The 18,077-nt window shown below is 66.8% G+C and carries 10 protein-coding genes and 1 pseudogene; 4 read left to right on the top strand and 7 right to left on the bottom strand.

What is annotated here, in order from left to right:
- The first annotated feature begins 52 nt into the window (after positions 1–52).
- On the top strand, positions 53–985 hold the full coding sequence (locus ABIC16_RS16460; protein ID WP_277967748.1) for an ABC transporter ATP-binding protein: 933 nt from the start codon (positions 53–55) through the stop codon (positions 983–985).
- The gene (locus ABIC16_RS16455; RefSeq protein WP_277967747.1) at positions 982–1,770 is read left to right on the top strand and encodes an ABC transporter permease; all 789 of its coding nucleotides are present in this window, start codon (positions 982–984) and stop codon (positions 1,768–1,770) included. The genes ABIC16_RS16460 and ABIC16_RS16455 overlap by 4 nt, the downstream gene beginning before the upstream one ends.
- 18 nt (positions 1,771–1,788) lie before the next feature.
- Here the strand turns inward: ABIC16_RS16455 and ABIC16_RS21190 are convergent, their stop codons facing one another.
- Positions 1,789–3,927 (bottom strand): autotransporter family protein, encoded by a 2,139-nt coding sequence (locus tag ABIC16_RS21190; RefSeq protein ID WP_502958323.1) that lies wholly within the window; start codon positions 3,925–3,927, stop codon positions 1,789–1,791.
- Between the two features lie 790 nt (positions 3,928–4,717).
- Positions 4,718–8,491 (bottom strand): annotated as a pseudogene (locus tag ABIC16_RS16440) (beta strand repeat-containing protein); the annotation flags it as partial.
- A gap of 934 nt (positions 8,492–9,425) precedes the next feature.
- Between ABIC16_RS16440 and ABIC16_RS16435 the strand changes: the two are divergent.
- Positions 9,426–10,040, top strand: coding sequence for a phage tail protein (locus ABIC16_RS16435; RefSeq protein ID WP_354291891.1), 615 nt, complete (start codon positions 9,426–9,428; stop codon positions 10,038–10,040).
- Positions 10,041–10,070: 30 nt separating this feature from the next.
- Here the strand turns inward: ABIC16_RS16435 and ABIC16_RS16430 are convergent, their stop codons facing one another.
- Positions 10,071–10,361, bottom strand: a complete 291-nt coding sequence (locus tag ABIC16_RS16430) for a DUF6916 family protein (protein ID WP_354291890.1) — start codon at positions 10,359–10,361, stop codon at positions 10,071–10,073.
- A 106-nt stretch (positions 10,362–10,467) separates the two neighbouring features.
- Between ABIC16_RS16430 and ABIC16_RS16425 the strand changes: the two genes are divergently transcribed.
- On the top strand, positions 10,468–11,031 hold the full coding sequence (locus ABIC16_RS16425; protein ID WP_354291889.1) for a GNAT family N-acetyltransferase: 564 nt from the start codon (positions 10,468–10,470) through the stop codon (positions 11,029–11,031).
- 4 nt (positions 11,032–11,035) lie between these two features.
- Here ABIC16_RS16425 and ABIC16_RS16420 read toward each other — a convergent pair whose 3' ends face one another.
- The 4 genes from ABIC16_RS16420 to ABIC16_RS16405 form a co-directional block, all read right to left on the bottom strand.
- Positions 11,036–12,469 (bottom strand): carboxylesterase/lipase family protein, encoded by a 1,434-nt coding sequence (locus ABIC16_RS16420; RefSeq protein ID WP_354291888.1) that lies wholly within the window; start codon positions 12,467–12,469, stop codon positions 11,036–11,038.
- A 93-nt stretch (positions 12,470–12,562) separates the two neighbouring features.
- Positions 12,563–15,343, bottom strand: coding sequence for a hybrid sensor histidine kinase/response regulator (locus ABIC16_RS16415; RefSeq protein WP_502958356.1), 2,781 nt, complete (start codon positions 15,341–15,343; stop codon positions 12,563–12,565).
- Positions 15,344–15,785: 442 nt separating this feature from the next.
- Positions 15,786–16,388 carry an alpha/beta hydrolase gene (locus ABIC16_RS16410; RefSeq protein ID WP_277967740.1) on the bottom strand — a complete coding sequence of 201 codons (603 nt, stop codon included), beginning with the start codon at positions 16,386–16,388 and terminating at the stop codon, positions 15,786–15,788.
- Positions 16,389–16,625: 237 nt separating this feature from the next.
- On the bottom strand, positions 16,626–18,050 hold the full coding sequence (locus ABIC16_RS16405) for a glucoamylase family protein (protein WP_354291886.1): 1,425 nt from the start codon (positions 18,048–18,050) through the stop codon (positions 16,626–16,628).
- Between the last annotated feature and the right edge of the window lie 27 nt (positions 18,051–18,077).

The raw sequence follows: 18,077 nt of genomic DNA, 5'->3' as shown, positions 1-18,077 counted from the left end.
CTTGTTGCGCCGCACCAGCGCCCCTATCTCCGGGACAACACATGGGGGCTTGATGGACAGCATACTTTCGGTCGCGGGGGTCTCCAAGACCTACGCATCAGGCCACCACGCGCTCCAGCCGATCGATCTGTCGATCAACCGGGGCGAGATCTTCGCGCTGCTCGGTCCCAACGGCGCGGGCAAGACGACGCTCATCTCGATCATTTGCGGGATCGTCACCCCCACGACCGGTAGCGTAACCGTGCTGGGTCATGACGCGCTGACCGACTTCCGCAGCGCGCGCCGCGCGATCGGGCTGGTCCCGCAGGAACTGTCGGTCGACATGTTCGAGACGGTCATCGCCACGGTCCGCTTCAGCCGCCGCCTGTTCGGGCGCGGCGCGAACGAGGCGTATCTCGAACAGGTGCTGCGCGACTTGTCGCTGTGGGACAAGCGCAACGCCAAGATCATGGAACTGTCGGGCGGCATGAAGCGCCGCGTGCTGATCGCCAAGGCGCTCAGCCACGAACCCGACATCCTGTTCCTCGACGAACCTACCGCGGGCGTTGACGTCGCCTTGCGCCGCGACATGTGGAAGCTCGTCCACCGGCTCCGCGAGAAGGGGACGACGATCATCCTGACGACGCATTACATCGAGGAGGCCGAGGAAATGGCCGACCGCGTCGGCGTCATCAACAAGGGGCAGTTGATCCTCGTCGAGGGCAAGGCCGAGTTGATGAAGAAGCTCGGCAAGCGCCAGATGCTGATTTCGCTGCAGGAACCGCTGGCTACGCTCCCGACCGAACTCGCGGAATGGGACGTCGCGCTCGAGAATGACGGGAAGACCTTGCGCTACATCTTCGATGCGCAGGCCGAGCATACCGGCATCCCTTCGCTGCTGCGCAAGCTTGCCGAGCTCGGGATCGGGTTCAAGGATCTTGAGACCTCGAAATCGAGCCTCGAGGATATTTTCGTCGACCTGGTCGAAAAGAAGGACGCGGCATGAGCGGTACGCACAAAGCCCCCGCGATCAACGTCAACGGCATCTGGGCGATCTATCGTTTCGAAATGGCGCGGGGCTTGCGCACCTTGTGGCAGAGCCTCGTCACCCCGGTGATCACCACGTCGCTCTATTTCGTCGTGTTCGGCGGCGCGATCGGTTCGCGGATCAGCACGGTCGGCGGGGTCGGCTATGGCAGCTTCATCGTGCCCGGGCTGATCATGCTGTCGCTGCTGACGCAAAGCATCGCCAATGCCTCGATCGGCATCTATTTCCCCAAATTCACCGGCACGATGTTCGAGCTTCTCTCCGCGCCGGTCTCGGCGATGGAGATGGTAGTCGGCTATGTCGGTGCCGCCGCAACCAAGTCGATCGTGATCGGGCTGATCATCCTCGCAACCGCGGCGCTGTTCGTGCCGTTGCAGATCGTCCACCCGTTCGCGATGCTCGCGTTCCTGGTATTGACCAGCGTGACCTTCAGCCTGTTCGGGTTCATCATCGGCATCTGGGCCAAGGGGTTCGAACAATTGAACTTCATTCCCGCGCTGTTGATCACCCCGCTGACCTTCCTCGGCGGCGCCTTTTATTCGATCGACATGCTGCCGCAGCCGTGGCGGACGGTCAGCCTGTTCAACCCGGTGGTGTATCTCGTCAGCGGGTTCCGCTGGGCGTTCTTCGACAAGGGTGACGTTTCGGTCGGGCTGAGCCTCGGCGTCACCGCGCTGTTCCTGGTGCTGTGCCTCGGCGTCGTCGGCTGGATCTTTCGCAGCGGGTGGCGGCTCAAGAACTAGTGCGGGGGACGGTGCGGTTCAGAAACGCTTGCTGATCCGCAGCCGCGCCTGTGCCGCATGTTCGCCCGCGGCACCGCGCATGCCGAGCTCCATGTCGATCATCCACCGGACCATCAGGCTCCAGCGGCTGCCGATTGACACTTGATACTGTTCGCGCTGCCACCCGGTTCCGCGAATGTGGTAGGTCGATGTGCCGGTGAAATCGGCATAGTCGAGGCTCTGTACCCCGGCCGTCTGGAACTCATGCAGCCATTCGGCCGCGATCCGGGGACTGACCCGCGCAAAGCCTAAGTCCTGGGCGACCTCCAACCGACCCCCGACGACGCCGGTGAGCGAGCGGACGCTTCGCGTGTCGAACCGCAGCGCATAGCGCGTCGCGCCCGTCTCGCTATAGGCATCGAGCTTGCCGTTCAGCCATTCGAGACGGCCGTAGCCCGACCAGCGCAGATCGTCCGTCTCACGGTCCACGCCCGCTGACACGGCGCCAAAGGTCATGTGCCCGTCACGCCGCCCACGCGCCAGTTCCCCGGTCGAGGCGACCAAACGGCGTGTCGTGTAGTCGAGACTGCCATGGCCGACCATCGCGTCGACGAAGGCGCCGTCGATCGGGGCAAAGCTCCCGTAAGCAGCGAAGACCTTGGTCTCGCCGCGAACCCGCGCTGCTTCGCCGTCGATCAGGCTGACGTCGCTGCCATAGCCGCCGCCGAGCCCGAACGTGGCCCAGTCCGCGATCCGGATATCCGCGCCGGTCGACAGCCCACCGCTCGCCAGCGTGATCTTCGCCCGACCCGACCGCCGATCGAGCGTGCCGATCTCGATCGATCCCCCGGTCCACAGCGCGACATCGCCGATCGGGCGCGGACCGGCTGTCGACCTATCCTCCTGTTCGTGGCCAGCGGTGTCGGAACCGCGCAGCGCATCGAAGGATCGCTCGTCTGCGGGCGCGTTGCCGATCGATCGTCCCGGCAAGGTCGCTTCCGCGACGCTTCTGGACACGAAGCGGTTGCGCCCGGTCGGCGACACCGCGGAATCGTCCGCGACCGTGTTCGGCCCGCCCGGGGTCAGGACCGCGTCACGCAAGTTGAGCGCGATCCCGAGCGGGTTGGTCGCGCCGCCGCCGTGGTGAAGCTGTTGCGCGCGGGCCATGAAGTTCGAAACCTGCGTGCGGGCGAAGCGGCGGGCGGTTTCCGCCTGCGCGTCGGCGATCGCGCGGACCACGGGGTCGGCCGACGGGTCCGGGCGTGCGGTAACCGTGACGGTCACCTCGGCGGGGGCGGACAGGCCGAAGACGTTGCCAAGGCGATAGCGCACGATCACTTTTCCGCCGAAATGCGCCTGGGTGGTCAGGTCGAGCCGGTAGCTCGGTTGCGCGGCGGTGCCCCCTTGCACGATGCGGGCCGTGGCGGCGTCCGCCGGGGTGATTCCGTCGATCGTTGCCGTGGTGAACGGGGCGCCGATCGCACCCTCGGTCAGCTCGACCGAAACGGTCTGCGCGTCGCCCGTCATGGCAGTCTTGGCGAGCGCGGTCGGGGGCTGGCCGCTGACAGTAATCTCGACGACCGCGGGCAGCGACCGTCCACCTGGGCCGACCGCGACGAACTGGAAACTGTCTTTCCCGGCGTAGCCAGCCTGTGGCGCATAGACTGCGATCCAGTCGGCAACGGCAAGGAGCCCCGCGTCGCCGCCGCTCCGCGCCCCCGATGCGCGTGCCGCGCCGGGTGGGCGCAGCGTCACGATGCCGTGCGCCGGTTGCGTCACGATTTCGATCGTCGCGAAGGTCCCCGATATGAGCTTGGCAAGATCGATGCCGACGCTCGCGCCCCCCTCCACCGTCGTCCCGGCTGCGGCCACGTCGATTGGCGCGGCGACTGGCGGTGGCGGTGCTGCGATCGATACGCTGACGGTTCCGGGCGCGGAGGTGCCGCCGGGCCCGGTTGCGGTATAAGTGAAGCTGTCGGCACCGAAGCTTCCCGCGTTCGGCACATAGAGCGCGGTCGTGCCGGTGATCGTCACCGTGCCTTTGGTCGGCAGGGTCGCCAGACCGAGCGTCGTATGGACTCCGCTGGGCGTGAGCGTGATCGGCTGGCCGCTGCTGCCGAACGCGACATCGGCGGAGACGTTCGCCGCGCCCGGCGCCGCGGGGGTGGCAATGGTCACGCTGACGGTTCCGGGCGCGGAGGTGCCGCCAGGGCCGGTCGCGGTGTACGTGAAGCTGTCGGTGCCGAAGCTTCCTGCGTTCGGCACATAGGTCGCGGGCCGTTCCGGCGATCGTCACCGTGCCCTTGGTTGGCAGGGCCACCAGATCGAGGGAGGTATGGACTCCGCTGGGCGCGAGCGTGATCGGCTGGCCGCTGCTGCCGAACGCGACGTCGGCGGAGACGTTCGCCGCGCCCGGCGCAGCGGGGGTGGCAATGGTCACGCTGACGGTTCCGGGGGTGGAGGTGCCGCCGGGTCCGGCCGCGGTATAGGTGAAACTGTCGGCGCCGAAGCTTCCCGCGCCCGCGACATAGGTTGCGGTCGTTCCGGCGATCGTCACCGTGCCCTTGGTTGGCGGGGTTGCCAGCGTAACACTGGTATAGACCCCACTCGGAAGGAGCGCGATCGCCTGACCCGTGGCGCCGTACGCCACTTGCGCGGTCGTGTTTGCGGCACCGGGTGTTGCGGGGAGTGCGATCGTGATGGCGATCGTGGCGGGTGGGGACGTCCCCCCGGGTCCGGTCGCGGTATAGGTGAAGCTGTCCGCGCCAAAACTGCCCGGTGTCGGGATATACGTCGCGGTCGTGCCGGCGATCGTGACCGTCGCCTTAGTTGGCGCGGTGGCGATGGCAAGGCTGGCGAAGACACCGCTTGGTTGGAGCGGAATCGCCTGTCCCGGACTGTCGTACGCGACATCGGCGGAGCCCGCTGCTGCGCCGGGAATCGCGGGCGTCGCGACGGTGATCTGCACCGTCGCGGGGGCGGATGTTCCGCCCGGCCCGGTCGCGCTGAAGGTGAAGCTGTCCGCACCGAAATAGCCGGAGGCCGAAACATAGGTGACGGTGTCCCCCGCCACGGTCGCGGTGCCGTGCGTCGGTGGGGTGACGATCGCGATGCTGCCGTGCGCCCCGCCGCCGATGCTCGAGGAAAGATCGATCGCAGTGCCAGCCGCGTCATACGGCACCGCGACGGTGCGATCCGCCGTGGTCGGGGCGGCAAGAACCGTGATCGACTGGTTGACCTGCGATGCGGCGTCATAGTCGTTGGTTCCCGCCTGGTCCGCGAGGATGACGCAGGTTCCGGCGGCCACGAAGCTCACGGTCGATCCGGCGAGGCTGCACACGCCCGAGCTTGCGGACTCGATCGCGTAGCTCGGCGACAAGGTGGCCGATGAAACCGCCACGACGGCGTAGCTGCCGCCGACGATCGCGGGGACGGGTGGGGAAGAGGTGAAGGCGAGCGTCTGGCTCCCCTTCGCGATGCTCCCGCCGAACGCGCTGCCGGTGACGGTCGACGGCGGTGCGGCGGAGTCGCTGACCGAGAGGGTGTAGCTGAACGCACCGGCCTGGGTCGGGCTGCCGCTCACTGTTCCGGTTGCGGCGTCGAGGCTAACGCCCGGCGGCAGCGCGCCCCCCGCGAGCGTGAAGTGGTACGGAGCGACGCCGCCCGTCGCGGTATTGGTCTGGGTATAGATCGTGCCGACCACCGCCGTCGCGACCGATCCGCTCGATACCGCGAGCGTCACCGGCAGCACGGTGAAGCTGCGCGTCACGGTCGGCGCGTCATTCCAGTTGACGTCGCCCGGCTGGTCCGCGGTGACGGTACAGGTGCCCTGGGAAACCAGCGTCAGGGCCGTCCCCGCAACGGTGCAGACCGCGCTCGTGCTGCTGGCGAATTGGACGACCAACCCCGACCCCGCGGTGGCGGAAAGCGACAGCGGGGACGCGGAGAGCGAGGCATTGCCCAGCCCAGAGAAGGTGATCGTCTGGTCGCCCTTGGCGACGGTGACGCTCTGCTGGACTTGCGGAGCGGCGGCATATCCCGCGTTCCCGGCCTGATTGGCGTCGATCAGGCACGTCCCGGCTGCGGTGAATGCGATGCTGCTGCCCGACAGCGTACAGATCGCGCTGCTACCGGCATCGATCGTCAGGACGACCGGAAGCCCCGAGGTCGCGGTCGCCGCAGGGGTATAGTCCGCGCCGCCGACGCGCGCCGTCCCCGGCGCACTCGTGGTGAAGCTGATCGTCTGGCTCGCCATGCCGACGGCGAAACTCTGCTGCGCTTGCGGTGCAGCGCCATAGTTCGCGTTGCCCGGCTGGTCGGCATTGATGCGGCACGTCCCCGTGCCCGTAAAGCCGACGACACCCGCGCTGTACGTGCAGATCGCGGTGCTCGACGAGTCGATCGTGAAGGCGACCGTCAGGCCGGAGGTGGCGGTCGCGGTCGGTGTGTAGCCTGCGCCGCCGACCACCGCAGCCATCGGCGCGGTCGAGGTGAAGGCGATCGTCTGGCTTGCGGCCCCGACCACGAAGCTCTGCTGGACCTGCGGCGCGGCCGAGAAGCTGGCGTTGCCGGACTGGTCGGCGTTGACCCGGCACGTGCCCGCTCCGCTGAAGCTGACCACGCCTCCGGCGATGGCGCAAACCCCGCTGCTCGAGCCGTCGATCGTGAAGGCGACCGTCAGGCCGGAGGTGGCGGTCGCGGTCGGCGTGTAGCTTGCGCCCCCGACCACCGCAGCCATCGGTGCGGTCGAGGTGAAGGCGATCGTCTGGCTTGCGGCTGCGACCACGAAGCTCTGCTGGACCTGGGGCGCGGCCGAGAAGCTGGCGTTGCCGGACTGGTCGGCGTTGACCCGGCACGTGCCCGCTCCGCTGAAGCTGACCGCGCCTCCGGCGATGGCGCAAACCCCGCTGCTCGAGCCATCGATCGTGAAGGTGACCGTCAGCCCCGAGGTCGCGGTCGCGGCCGGCGTATAGCTTGCGCCCCCGATCACCGCAGCCACCGGCGCGGTCGAGGTGAAGGCGATCGTCTGGCTTGCATTGCCGACGCTCAGGCTGAACGTCCGCGCGTCCGACTGGGGGAGGGCGTCGGTTGCTGTCACGGTGAAGGTCGTCGGGGACAGCGTAGCGGTCGGCGTGCCGGAAAGCTGCCCGGTCACCGTGTCGAAGCTCAGGCCAGGGGGCAGGGTGCCGCCGCTCAACGCATAGCTGATCGGCGCCAGCCCCCCGCTGGCCGTAACCGGCTGAACGGGCGTGAGCGCGGTGTTGATGGTCGCCGACACGCTCGCCACCGCCTGGGTCGCGGTGAGCGCCGTCACGGCCGTAAAGTTGCTGACCGCGGAATCGGTGGAGACGTTGCCCGCCGCATCGGTGCTGTGTGCTTTCACCGTGTGCGGGCCGGCGGTCAGGGCGGTCAGCGTAAAGCTCCACTGACCCGATCCAGCGGTCGTCGTCGTCCCGTCCGGCGTGCCGTCGAGATAGACCGTAACCGTACTCGCTGGCTCGGCCGTTCCGCTGACTCCGCGTTCAGACACGGCGCGGCTCGATCCGTTGGCGGGTGTCGTGACCACAGGTGCGGCGGGCGCGCTCGCGTCGATCGTCCAGTTATACGAGGCGGGCGCCCCCGTCAGCCCGCCATTCGTCGCGCGGACTTGAAATACGTGCGCGCCATCGGAGAGCCCGCTGAACGTGACCGGGCTGACGCACGCGGTGAAGCTGCCGTTGTCGATCGCGCATTCCGCGGATCCATTGGCGATCGTGAACTGGAAAGTCGCACTGGCGCTGTTCGACAGCGCAGGTGGCGCGGAAGGGATGGTCGGCGTCGCCGGAGGGACCACGTAGGTGAATTGCGTGGCGCCACTCGTCGCACTGGTGCCGCCGGGGGTGGTGACCGTCACGTCCACCACGCCCGCACTCGCCGCCGCCGTGGTGGCGGTGATCTGGGTCGCGCTATCGACGATAAAGCTGGTAGCGCCCGCCCCGCCGAATTGCACCGCGCTGGCGCCAGCCAGATTGGTGCCCGTCACCACCACCGAAGTGCCGCCCGCCGTCGTACCCGATGTGGGGGTGATCGCGGTTACGGTCGGCAACCCCACGACCGCCGTGTTCGACAGGCTGAAGGTCGCGGACACCGAGCCCGCCGTCGCAAGGACCGAATAGGCCCCCGCGGTCGCATTGGCGGTGAACGTTCCCGAGCTGGCGACGCCCGCGCCGGACGCGGTGACGGTGATCGTGTTGCTGGTGTTGGTAAAGCTCCCGCTCGCCCCCGATGCGGGCGCGGTGAAGGTGACGGCCGCGTTGGGAATCACGGCGTTGGCCGCATCCCGCACGGTCACGCTCAACGGCGTGGCGAACGCGGTTTCGGCGGCGGCGGTCTGGTTGTTGCCGCCGTCGACGCTCACCGATGCGGCGGTTTGCGCGATCGTGGTCGGGTCGCTTGCGTTGGCCGCGTTGCCGGCATTTCCGCCGGAAAGCGTTACGCTCGGGGTCAGGCTCGTGCTGGCGGTGCTCGCGACGTTCGCGCGCAGGGTCAGCGGGTTGCCGCTGGCACCCGAACCGATCGCGTTGCCGTAGGTGCAGCGTGTCGAGGTGCAGCTCCAGCCGGAGCCGGAGCCCGAGGCGAAGCTCAACCCGGCCGGCAAGGTGAAGGCGAGCGTCAGGTTGGTGCCGGTGCTTGCGCCACTCGCGCTGGGGGTGATCGTATAGTCGACCGTGCCGTTCTGCGCGGGCGTGCCGCCGTGCGTCATCGTGACGCCGAGCGACAGGCCGGGGTCGACGAACGGAATGCAGGTCACCACCGCGCTACTGACAGAATTTCCGCTAACCGTGTCCACCGACATGCCAACCGCCTGCAACCCGGCCGGGACCGTGTAACTGCCGGTAAACGTCCCGGGCGTGCTGGTATCGACACGCGCGCCGGACCCCGTCGCCGCATAACCTCCGCCGCTTGACCCCAACGGGGCGGAGCGGATGCGTATCCGCGTGGTACTGGTGACGGAGGACACGGTCGTGTTGAAAACGACCCTGTCCCCCGTCACGAACGCGTAGGTCGTCACGCCGTCGGGCACGAAGGACGATCCGGTGACATTGTCGGTATAGGCCGTCGTCGTCCGCATCATCGAGAGCGCGACATGGATCTGATAGTTGCTGGTCGTGCCGGAAGTCGGCTCGCCATTGGCGAACACGGATTGAAAATCGAGCAAGCCGCCATTGATCGCGGAGCACCCGCTACTCTGCGCGTGCGCCTGTGCGGGGAAAAAGGCGGCGGCCAGGATTCCTGCCGCGATCGCCATCCTCGCGGAGCGACGCGCACCACCTGAGAAAGCATCGTGCAAACGAAAAACGACGCCTTCCAGCATCCAATTCCCCCTCGGTCCCCTGGCACCCACACGTTGAAACAGACTGCTGCCTGAGGATTGCCGACGATCCAGCCTTGCTCAGGGTTTAATTCGAGACGTATGGTGGTAAATTTGTAGAGCCAGTATTCATGTTAATAACGGTTGGTCTGAAAGACGGCAGGCAAAGCAAAACCAGGTAATAAAGTTACCTCAATTGAAGACTCTAGTGAATGATTATGCTCCAAACTGAACCAGTAATACCAAGTGTAGGAGGCACTCACACTATAGTATAATCGCCTATTGGTAGTGGGAGGCGACATTGGATCCGTTCATAGGTCAGATCATGCAAGTCGGTTTCAGATATGCTCCAGTCAACTGGCTGGCATGCAATGGCGCAATTCTCCAGGTCAACCAGTACAACGCCTTGTACGCCTTGCTGGGGAACACCTTCGGCGGGAACGGCAAGACCGATTTCGGATTGCCGGACGCACGCGGTCGGACGATGCTTGGGACCGGGCAGGGACCGGGACTGACACCGCGCAACCCGGGCGCCAACGGCGGGGGGGAAGCGGTCGCGCTAAACATCACGCATTTGCCGGTGCACAATCATAGCGCGACGTTCCAGATGACGGGCACCCCCAGAGTCGCCGGTACGCTGACCGCGCTTAAGGGCCTGACGCCGTCGCAGCAGGTCCCAGACCCCGAAAACAACGCGTTCCTGGGGAAGGTGCAGGATCCCGACGTCACACCCACGCTGTACGTACCGGCGGCGAACGCGAGCTTGCCGGGCGTCGTGCCGGTTCAGCTGGCCGGCGTCACGGGGACGATCGCGGGGCTGTCCGGCGCGGTCACCGTCGGGCAGGCCGGTCAAGGCGCGGCGTTTAGTGTGATGTCGCCGTTTCTTGCGGTGACGACGATCATCGCGACGGTCGGGATCTGGCCCGAACGACCCGATTGAGCCGCAATGCGGCGTCGGCGGTCCTGTCGGTCAGGCGAAAATCGCCTGATACCGTCGCGTCTGTCCCCGCGGGAGGATTTGCGTCACGTGAAAGGCGTGGGGACCGCCGCGACCGCAGTCGAACACATAAGTGGCATCCAGCAGCACCACCGGCCATGATCCTTCGAACAGCATCGAAAAGGGCTCGCGGAAATCCGCACCCACGATCGGCGGCATGCGGTCGAGCTGCGCGAGCACCAGCTCGACCGGTCGCGGGGCGGTGTCGACCCGCACGCGCCGGCCGACCCAGGGTTCGAAGTCTTCGGGTTTCACCAGGCGCATTTCAGGGCATCCTCCACAGGCGGAACGGCGGTTCGATCGTTTCTTGCCGAAGAATGCGCGCCTCCAGAAGGCGATGGAACGACAACGGATACGGTTGGCAGACCGCATGACACGCGGATCCACCACCCCGCCGTTGCCTTGTCGGCCCGGGTCGGACGTGCGCTTGCCGGACGATCTCAGGCTCCGTCCCGTCAGACGCGCGGACAGGCCCTTTCTGCTGACACTTTACGGCAGCGTTCGGGCACCGGAGTTGCGCGGATGCGCATGGCCGGAAAGCCGCAAGCAGGCCTTCATCGCGGACCAGTTCCGCCTGCAACAGGCGCATTATCTAGCGGCGTACCCTGCGGCCGATTACTGGCTCATCGACCGCGGCCCGGCGACCGAGCCGATCGGCCGGCTCTCGCTCGACCGAAGTCGGCGCGCGTGGCACGTCATCGAACTATCGCTTCTCCCCGAGGAGCGCGGGAACGGGCGCGGGTCGGCGATGATCCGATGGGTTCAAGGCATGGCCGAAGCGGAAGCGGCCGAATCCGTCGCGCTGTACGTCGCGTCGGAGAATGTCGGCGCGCTCCGCCTGTACACGCGGTCGGGTTTCGGGCGACTCCCGTCGCGTTTCCCGACGCACGCGTTTCTGCGGTGGGCGCCGCCGCGTGCGTCGGGGACGGTCTAGCCGGTCACCGCGCCGGCGGCGGTGCGGCCTCGATCTCCGCGCCCCACGGGTCCTTCTGCGGCTGCGCGGTTCCCGCCGGGGTGAAGTCCATCAGCGAATCGGTCTCATGGCGATAGGCCGGCCAGGCTGGCAAACCGGCCCCGTTCGGATTGCCGGTCTTCGCGAAATTGACGATGTACGCGCTGATCGTCTTGCCCATCGCGGCGTCGCGCGGCGTCGTCGCGGCACCGTATTTGATCGCGGCATTGTCGAAGAAGAACGGAATGTCCGAGGCATGGTCGGCGCCCGGGCGATCGACCGAAGTGGCGACGTAGGAGAAGCGATATTCGTACGTCGGCACACCCTTGTCCGACACCGCGATCGCCGCCGCACGGGCGCCGCCGATCATGAACCCGGTCTTGCCCCCCATGTCGAGGCTGGTCGCGCCGATCATCATCGGCACCTGTGCAAACGCGCCGCTGGCATAGGCCTTGCCCGTATCGACCGCGACCGTCCCGTCGACGATCGGCCCGGTGAAGGTCTTGGGGCCGGGGGCAGGGCGGAACAATTGCATCATGCTCAGCCCGTCGGTGACCTGCTCCGCGCTCAGCGCGCGCAATTTGCCCATGGCATCGGCATCGCCCGCCGCCACGCCGTGTGCCTGCGCGAAGTTGACGCCGATCTGCTCAGCCGATGCGAGCGTTGCCTCGGGCGCGGTCTTGCCCGCGCCGCCCGACATCACGATCGCCTTGGCGATCAAGCCCTTCGCCAGCGGCGACGTCACCATCGCGTGGACCGACATGCCGCCTGCGCTTTCGCCGATGAGCGTGACGTTCGCCGGATCGCCACCGAACGCCGCGACGTTGCGCTGGACCCATTTTAGCGCGGCGATCTGGTCCATGAACCCGTAATTGCCGAGCATCCCGCCATCGGGATTCTGCCGGGTGAGTTGCGGATGCGCGAACGTCCCGAACCGCCCGACGCGATAGTTGAAGCTGACGAACACCACGCCCTGCTTGGCGACATTCGCCCCCGCATAGGTCGGCGGGGAGGCCCCGCCGTTGACGAAGCCGCCGCCGTAGATCCACACGATCACCGGCAGCTTGCCGCTTGCCTGCGCGGGCTTCCAGACGTTGGCGTACAGGCAATCCTCGGCGGGTTGCGTGCCAAGCGGGGCGGCGTCGCTGGGGAAGGGGACCTGCATGCAATCATGCGCGTAGGTCGTCGCGTCGCGCACCGTCTTCCACGCCGCGACGGGCTGCGGCGCGCGCCAGCGCAACGGGCCGACCGGGGCGGCCGCGAACGGAACCCCCTTCCAGCTCAGCACGCCGTCCGCCAGCGCACCCCGGATCGGCCCGCTGTCGATCGTCACCGCTTCCGCGGTCGGCGGGGTGGCGGCGGGGAGAGGGGCGGTGCTGACAAGCACGCCGGCGATGGCCAAGGGGAACAGGGATTTCATCGATCGTCTCCTCCGTTTTTAGTATCAATGGAGCGCAGGTCGCGCGAAACGCAGAACAGGACCTGGCGGTCGTCCGGAAACGGGGACGATCGGTCAGTCGGATCGTGGGGCGCCGGTATCGAACCTTTCGACCACGCCAAGCGCTTTTTCGACAGAGGCCACGAGATGGATCGGCCGATAGGGCTTGGGCAGTTTCACCGCCGCCACATCCGTTTCGATGACCGTCAGGTCGCCGCTGGCGAACACGATCCCGAGTTCGGGCCGTTGCGCGCGCGCCGTCCGCGCCAGCTCGAGGCCGGACATCCCCGGCAGGTTGATGTCGGTGACGAGCACGTCGATCGGAACCGTCCTGATTGCCGAGATCGCCTCTTCCGCGCTCGCTGCGTCGACCACGGCATAACCGCTTGCCTGCAGCATCTCGGCGCTGTTGCGGCGGATCATGTCATCGTCCTCCACCAGCAGCACCGTCCGGCGTTGCAGGCGCGCCGCGGCACCGTCGTCCGACCCGACCGAAGGCGCCATGGCGGCGTCCTGCTCGGCGCGCTGGCGATGGTTCGCCAGCACATGCTCGAACTTCCTCGCCAGTGCTTCCCGGGTGTAGGGCTTGGACAGCAGCTCGACCCCGGCGTCGAGCTTGCCGCCGTGCACGATCGAGTTCTCGGTATAGCCCGAGGTGAACAGCACCGCGATGTCGGGCAAGCGTTCGCGCGCTTTCCGCGCGAGTTCGGGGCTCTTCATCGGGCCGGGCATCACCACGTCGGTGAACAGCACGTCGATCGCGATCCCGCTTTCGATGACGCTCAGCCCGCTCGCCGCGTCCACCGCCTTGAGCACCCTGTAGCCAAGGTCGGCCAGCATCTCGACCACGGTGGTGCGGACTTCGGCATCGTCCTCGACCACGAGGACGGTCTCGTTTCCGCCGACGATCGGGCCCGCCGCGGTCATCACCTCGACGTCCTCCGACTGGATCGCACGCGGAAGATAGAGCTTGATCGTCGTTCCTTCGCCGAGCTCGGAATAGATCTTCACATGGCCGCCCGACTGCTTGACGAAGCCATAGACCATCGAGAGTCCCAGCCCGGAGCCCTTGCCCTCGCTCTTGGTCGAGAAGAACGGTTCGAAGACCTTGTCGATCACGTCGGATGGCATCCCGCTGCCGGTGTCCGACACCGCGAGCATGACATATTGCCCCGGCGTCACGTCGTCGTTGGCATCGGCGTAGCCGTCATCCAGATGCGCATTGCCGAGCTCGATCGTCAGCCGACCTTGCCCGTCCATCGCATCGCGTGCGTTGATTGCCAGGTTGAGCAGCGCGTTCTCGATCTGCGCGGGATCGATGAAGGTGTTCCACAATCCGCCGCCGACGATCGTTTCCACTTCGATCCCCTCGCCGATCGCGCGGCGCAGCATTTCGTCCATCCCGCGCACGAAGCGCGTGACGTTGACGACCTTTGGCTCGAGCGCCTGCCGCCGACCGAAGGCGAGCAATTGCGCAGCGAGCTTCGCGCCGCGCGACACCCCCGCCATCGCATTGGCGACGCGCCGCTCGGCACGGTCGTTGCCGGCGATGTCCTTCGCCAGCAATTGCAGATTGCCCGACACGACCTGGAGCAGGTTGTTGAAATCATGCGCAACGCCGCCGGTCAGTTTCCCGACGGCTTCCATCTTTTGCGACTGTGCGAGTTTCGCCTCGGCCTGGCGACGCTCGTCGATCTCGGCGATCACGCGCGCCTCGAGTTCTTCGTTGAGCGCGCGCAGTTGATCTTCCGCGCGCCGACGATGCGTCGCCTCACGCGCAAGCTTTTCGGCCTGCTCGCGTAGCGCGGCTTCGGCGGCGCGCTGGTGCGTGATGTCGGTATGGACGCCGACCCATTCCCGGATCTCCCCGGTATCGTCGAACAACGGCAGCGCGCGCACCGCGAAGGTGCGCCACGTGCCCGAATGGTGCCGCGCGCGATGCTCATGCACGAACATGGATTTGGCGGCGACGGCGGCCTGCCAGGCGCGCGTGGTCGGTTCGACATCGTCCGGATGGAGCGCGTCGGTCCAGCCATAGCCCTGATACTGTTCGATCGGTTGACCGGTGAGCGCAGCCCACCCCGGCTGTTCGCCGATCATCCGGCCATCGGGACTGTTGGTCCACAGGACGCCGTGAATCGCATCCATTGCGGTGCGAAACCGACCGTTGCTGATCGCGAGCGCCGCCTCGCGTTGGGCACGTTCCTCGATGTCGATCGCGAGGATATGGACCCCTGGGATCGATCCGTCGGCATCGATGTGCGGAATGTAGCGCACCTCGCTGCGCTTGGGCGTTCCGTCGCGGTGGAACAGCGTTGCTTCGGAAGAAAGACGCTCGCCCGCCAACGCGCGTTCGATCGACGGGCGGCGCAGCGCGTACAGTTCCGGACCGAGCACCTTTTCGACCGTCTCCCCGATCATTGCGTCGGGGTCGATGTCGAGCCAGTCGCGATAGCAGCCGTTGGCGAACCGGTAGATCTGGTCGCGATCGACGTAGGACACCAACATCGGCACCGCATCGGTGATCCGGCGCAATTCCGCCGCGGCCGCGGCGACGCGGCGTTCGGCGTCGACTCGGGCGCTATTGTCGAACAGCGTGCACATGATCCCGCCGACCTGCCCGTTCGCGTCGTGAACGGGGGTGTAGAACAGGTCGAGGACCATCGTTTCCGCCCCGTCTGGGCGGTTGAAGACGATCGTCTGGTCGCGATGCGACAAACGCTCGCCGCGAAAGCCCGCTTCCAGGATCGGTCGGTTCCAGTCCCATACGTCGGGGAAGGCAGTGGCGACCGGCATACCCAGCGCCATCGGATGCCGGTCCCCCGCGATCGCGAGATAGGGATCGTTGTACAGCATAATATGCTCGGGACCCCACATCAGCACCTTGGCGATCGGCGAATGCAGGATGTTGGTCACCGTCGTGCGGAGTTCGGCCGGCCAGTCGGCGATCGGACCCAGCACGGTCCTGCTCCAGTCGCGCGCGCGCAGGATGCTGCCGCAGTCCCCACCTTCATGGGGCCATGGGTGTGCGCCGGGCTGGGGCTGTATATCTGCGGGTTGCGCGGTCTCTCGTGCCCGCAACAGATCCAACGCCGCCGCGACGACGGATTCGGAATCGCGATAGGCACCGGAAGCGACCTGCTCCTCGATGAAGCTGGTGTATTGCGGTGGCAGCGACGGCGGTTCGGACTGCGGGAAGCTGGGCACTTCCTCGAGTGTGGTTTAGGTCCGATCCCTTGTCAATCAAAGGTATGAGAGCGTTGCCGGGCAAGCGGAGATCACCGCGAAGCGGCGCCGGTCAGCGCCCGATAGTCCCGATAAGCGTTTGGGATCGAAACCACTTTGCTGGTTCTGGAGTCTCACGACCGGTCCGGTCCAGCAACTGCGCATAGGTCAGCAACATCGCCGTGCCGTCCGAGGCTGCGTGGCGGTTGGTATGGTCCGCAATCATGTCCGACGGTTGCGTCACAAGCTGGCTGCCCCATTTGTCGGCGAGCGCCAGAACCTGTTCGATCTGGAAGGATCCGTCGCTGACGACGACCGACGGGAAAGGCAGCCGATAGGTCGGTCCGGTGCGGATGCTCGCGGCTGCCGCGACATGGTGGAAATCGACGGACAAGGGGGATTCGAACACCGCACCCCGCACTTGCCGCAGGTAACTGCGGGGCGACAGCTGTGCCCACCACGATACCGCAAGACAGGCGAGCCCCCGCGCCAGGATAACGACCGGGGTCTGGCGCCGGGTAAAAGCGGCGTCGAGCTCGAGCGCCCAGCGACCATTGTGGAATTTGGAGAGGTCCAGGATGACGTGCTCGATCCCGGCCGGCGCGGGCGGATCGCCTGCCACGCTGACGAGGATCGCCCGGGGTTCCGTCGCATGTTCCCTTACGTCGCGGTCCATGACTACTCTCCTGTCCGTACGTCGGATCAGACGCCCGGTCTTACGGTGCGAATCGATCCACGACGTGTGACCCAAGGCTATTCCTACGGAGGTGATGGGCAATAGCGCTGCGCCAGTCTGCGGTCGGCGTGCGCCGAACCGATCCGCATGTCCCGGATGGTACACCAATCAGAAAGGTTTCGTTCAGGGGGCCGGGCAGGGACGGGGACGGGGACGGAACCTCCTTGCCGACGCCTGTCAGGCAAGCCAGCCGCCGCTGAACCCTGCCCGACGTAGCCCCCGGCGCAAATGCGGATTGCGGTGCATCGTGCGCCAGATCAGCCCGGTGCGACGGTTCTCGATCATCGCGACGATTGGCCCCTGGTCGATCCCGATATAATCTTGATCGATCCAGCCGATCCCCGGGTCGACATGGCCGGCGCGCATTCCGGGCGGTGCGGCGGTCAGGGTCGGATTGAACGAGTCGATGAACCCGTAGCGCTGGTAGATCCCGCTGCCGTAGCGCTTGTGCAACGCACCCGCTGCCGGGAGCACGATCTCGGGCGCAAACGCGATCGAACCGAGCGCCGCGGTCGGGGCGATCGTGCCGTCGTCCCGGTCGCCGGGGCCGCGCGCCGAATAGCTGAAGAACCGGCGCTCGACGTCGTTGACCGTGACCGTGAAATCGCCGGGTCCATCGCAGGCGGTGAGCCCCCAGCACGCCGCGTCATAGCCGACGAACTTGCCCGGGTTGGCGATCGCATACTCGCGCTGGGCATAGGTCGCCCGGCGGCTGTTCTCGAAATAGTCGAGGCCTTTGGTCGCGATGAAGCGGTCGCGGATGCCACGGAAATCGACCCAGGTCTGGCTGTATTGGTGCCCGAACAACGGCGGGAAGGCGAGGTGCGGTTCGCCCCAGCGGTCGCTCCAGGCGGCGGCGAAGCGATCGGTCCAGGCGTTCCACGTTTCCGCCGGCAGCGGGTGCGTCGGCGATCCGAGCGCGAGCAGGTACATCATCAGCGACTCATTGTAGATGTCCCAGTCGCTCGGGATGTAGCCGCGTTCGGGGTGCCAGCCCATCGACACGAACGGCGCGCGCGGGGTGAACCACGTCCAGTCGACCGCGGCATAGATCTGCTCCGCCAGCGCGCGGATCTGCGCTTCGTCGGGATGGTCGCTGTCGAACCAGCTCTGCGCGAACAGCACCCCGCCCAGCAGCAGCGCGGTGTCGATCGTCGACAGCTCGGTCTGGCGAAAGCGCGTGCCGCTCTGCATGTCGAGGAAGTGGTAGAAGAAGCCCTTGTGCCCAGCGGTACCGCTCGGGGCGGGGCCCTGCGGCGCATTGGCGAAGAACCGCAGCGTCGCGAGCGTTCGCGCGCGCGCCTGATCGCGGCTGATCCAGCCATTGACGACACCGACCGGATAAGCGGTAAGCGCGAAGCCGGTCGCGGCGATGCTCGCAAACGCCGGCGTCGGCCAGCGATCTGGCGCGAGACCCGTCACCGGGTCTGTCGTGTCCCAGAAATATTGGAAGGTGCGGCGTTGCAGGTCGCCGATCAGCGCTTCCTCGGGCGCAACGACCGGTTTGGGTCGGACCCGCCGCCGTTGCGCGGCCATCCCGCCGCTTGCCAGCCCGACAAGCGCCAGCCCACCGGAGCCGAGGAAGTGACGCCGGTCGATCATCGGGTAAGCCTCGCGCAACGCAGTCAG

This window comes from Sphingomonas sp. PvP055, assembly GCF_040546365.1.
GTDB lineage: Bacteria > Pseudomonadota > Alphaproteobacteria > Sphingomonadales > Sphingomonadaceae > Sphingomonas > Sphingomonas echinoides_A.
Note: the sequence above shows the minus strand (reverse complement) of the source record. Positions and strands in the feature narration are given on the sequence as shown.

Coding starts and splice junctions, on each gene's coding strand:
- ABIC16_RS16420 (WP_354291888.1), bottom strand. CDS start 12,469: ATGAAATCCCTGTTCCCCTTGGCCATCGCCGGCGTGCTTGTCAGCACC.
- ABIC16_RS16410 (WP_277967740.1), bottom strand. CDS start 16,388: ATGGACCGCGACGTAAGGGAACATGCGACGGAACCCCGGGCGATCCTC.
- ABIC16_RS16405 (WP_354291886.1), bottom strand. CDS start 18,050: ATGATCGACCGGCGTCACTTCCTCGGCTCCGGTGGGCTGGCGCTTGTC.
- ABIC16_RS16425 (WP_354291889.1), top strand. CDS start 10,468: ATGACACGCGGATCCACCACCCCGCCGTTGCCTTGTCGGCCCGGGTCG.
- ABIC16_RS16455 (WP_277967747.1), top strand. CDS start 982: ATGAGCGGTACGCACAAAGCCCCCGCGATCAACGTCAACGGCATCTGG.
- ABIC16_RS16435 (WP_354291891.1), top strand. CDS start 9,426: ATGCAAGTCGGTTTCAGATATGCTCCAGTCAACTGGCTGGCATGCAAT.
- ABIC16_RS16430 (WP_354291890.1), bottom strand. CDS start 10,361: ATGCGCCTGGTGAAACCCGAAGACTTCGAACCCTGGGTCGGCCGGCGC.
- ABIC16_RS16415 (WP_502958356.1), bottom strand. CDS start 15,343: ATGCTGTACAACGATCCCTATCTCGCGATCGCGGGGGACCGGCATCCG.
- ABIC16_RS16460 (WP_277967748.1), top strand. CDS start 53: ATGGACAGCATACTTTCGGTCGCGGGGGTCTCCAAGACCTACGCATCA.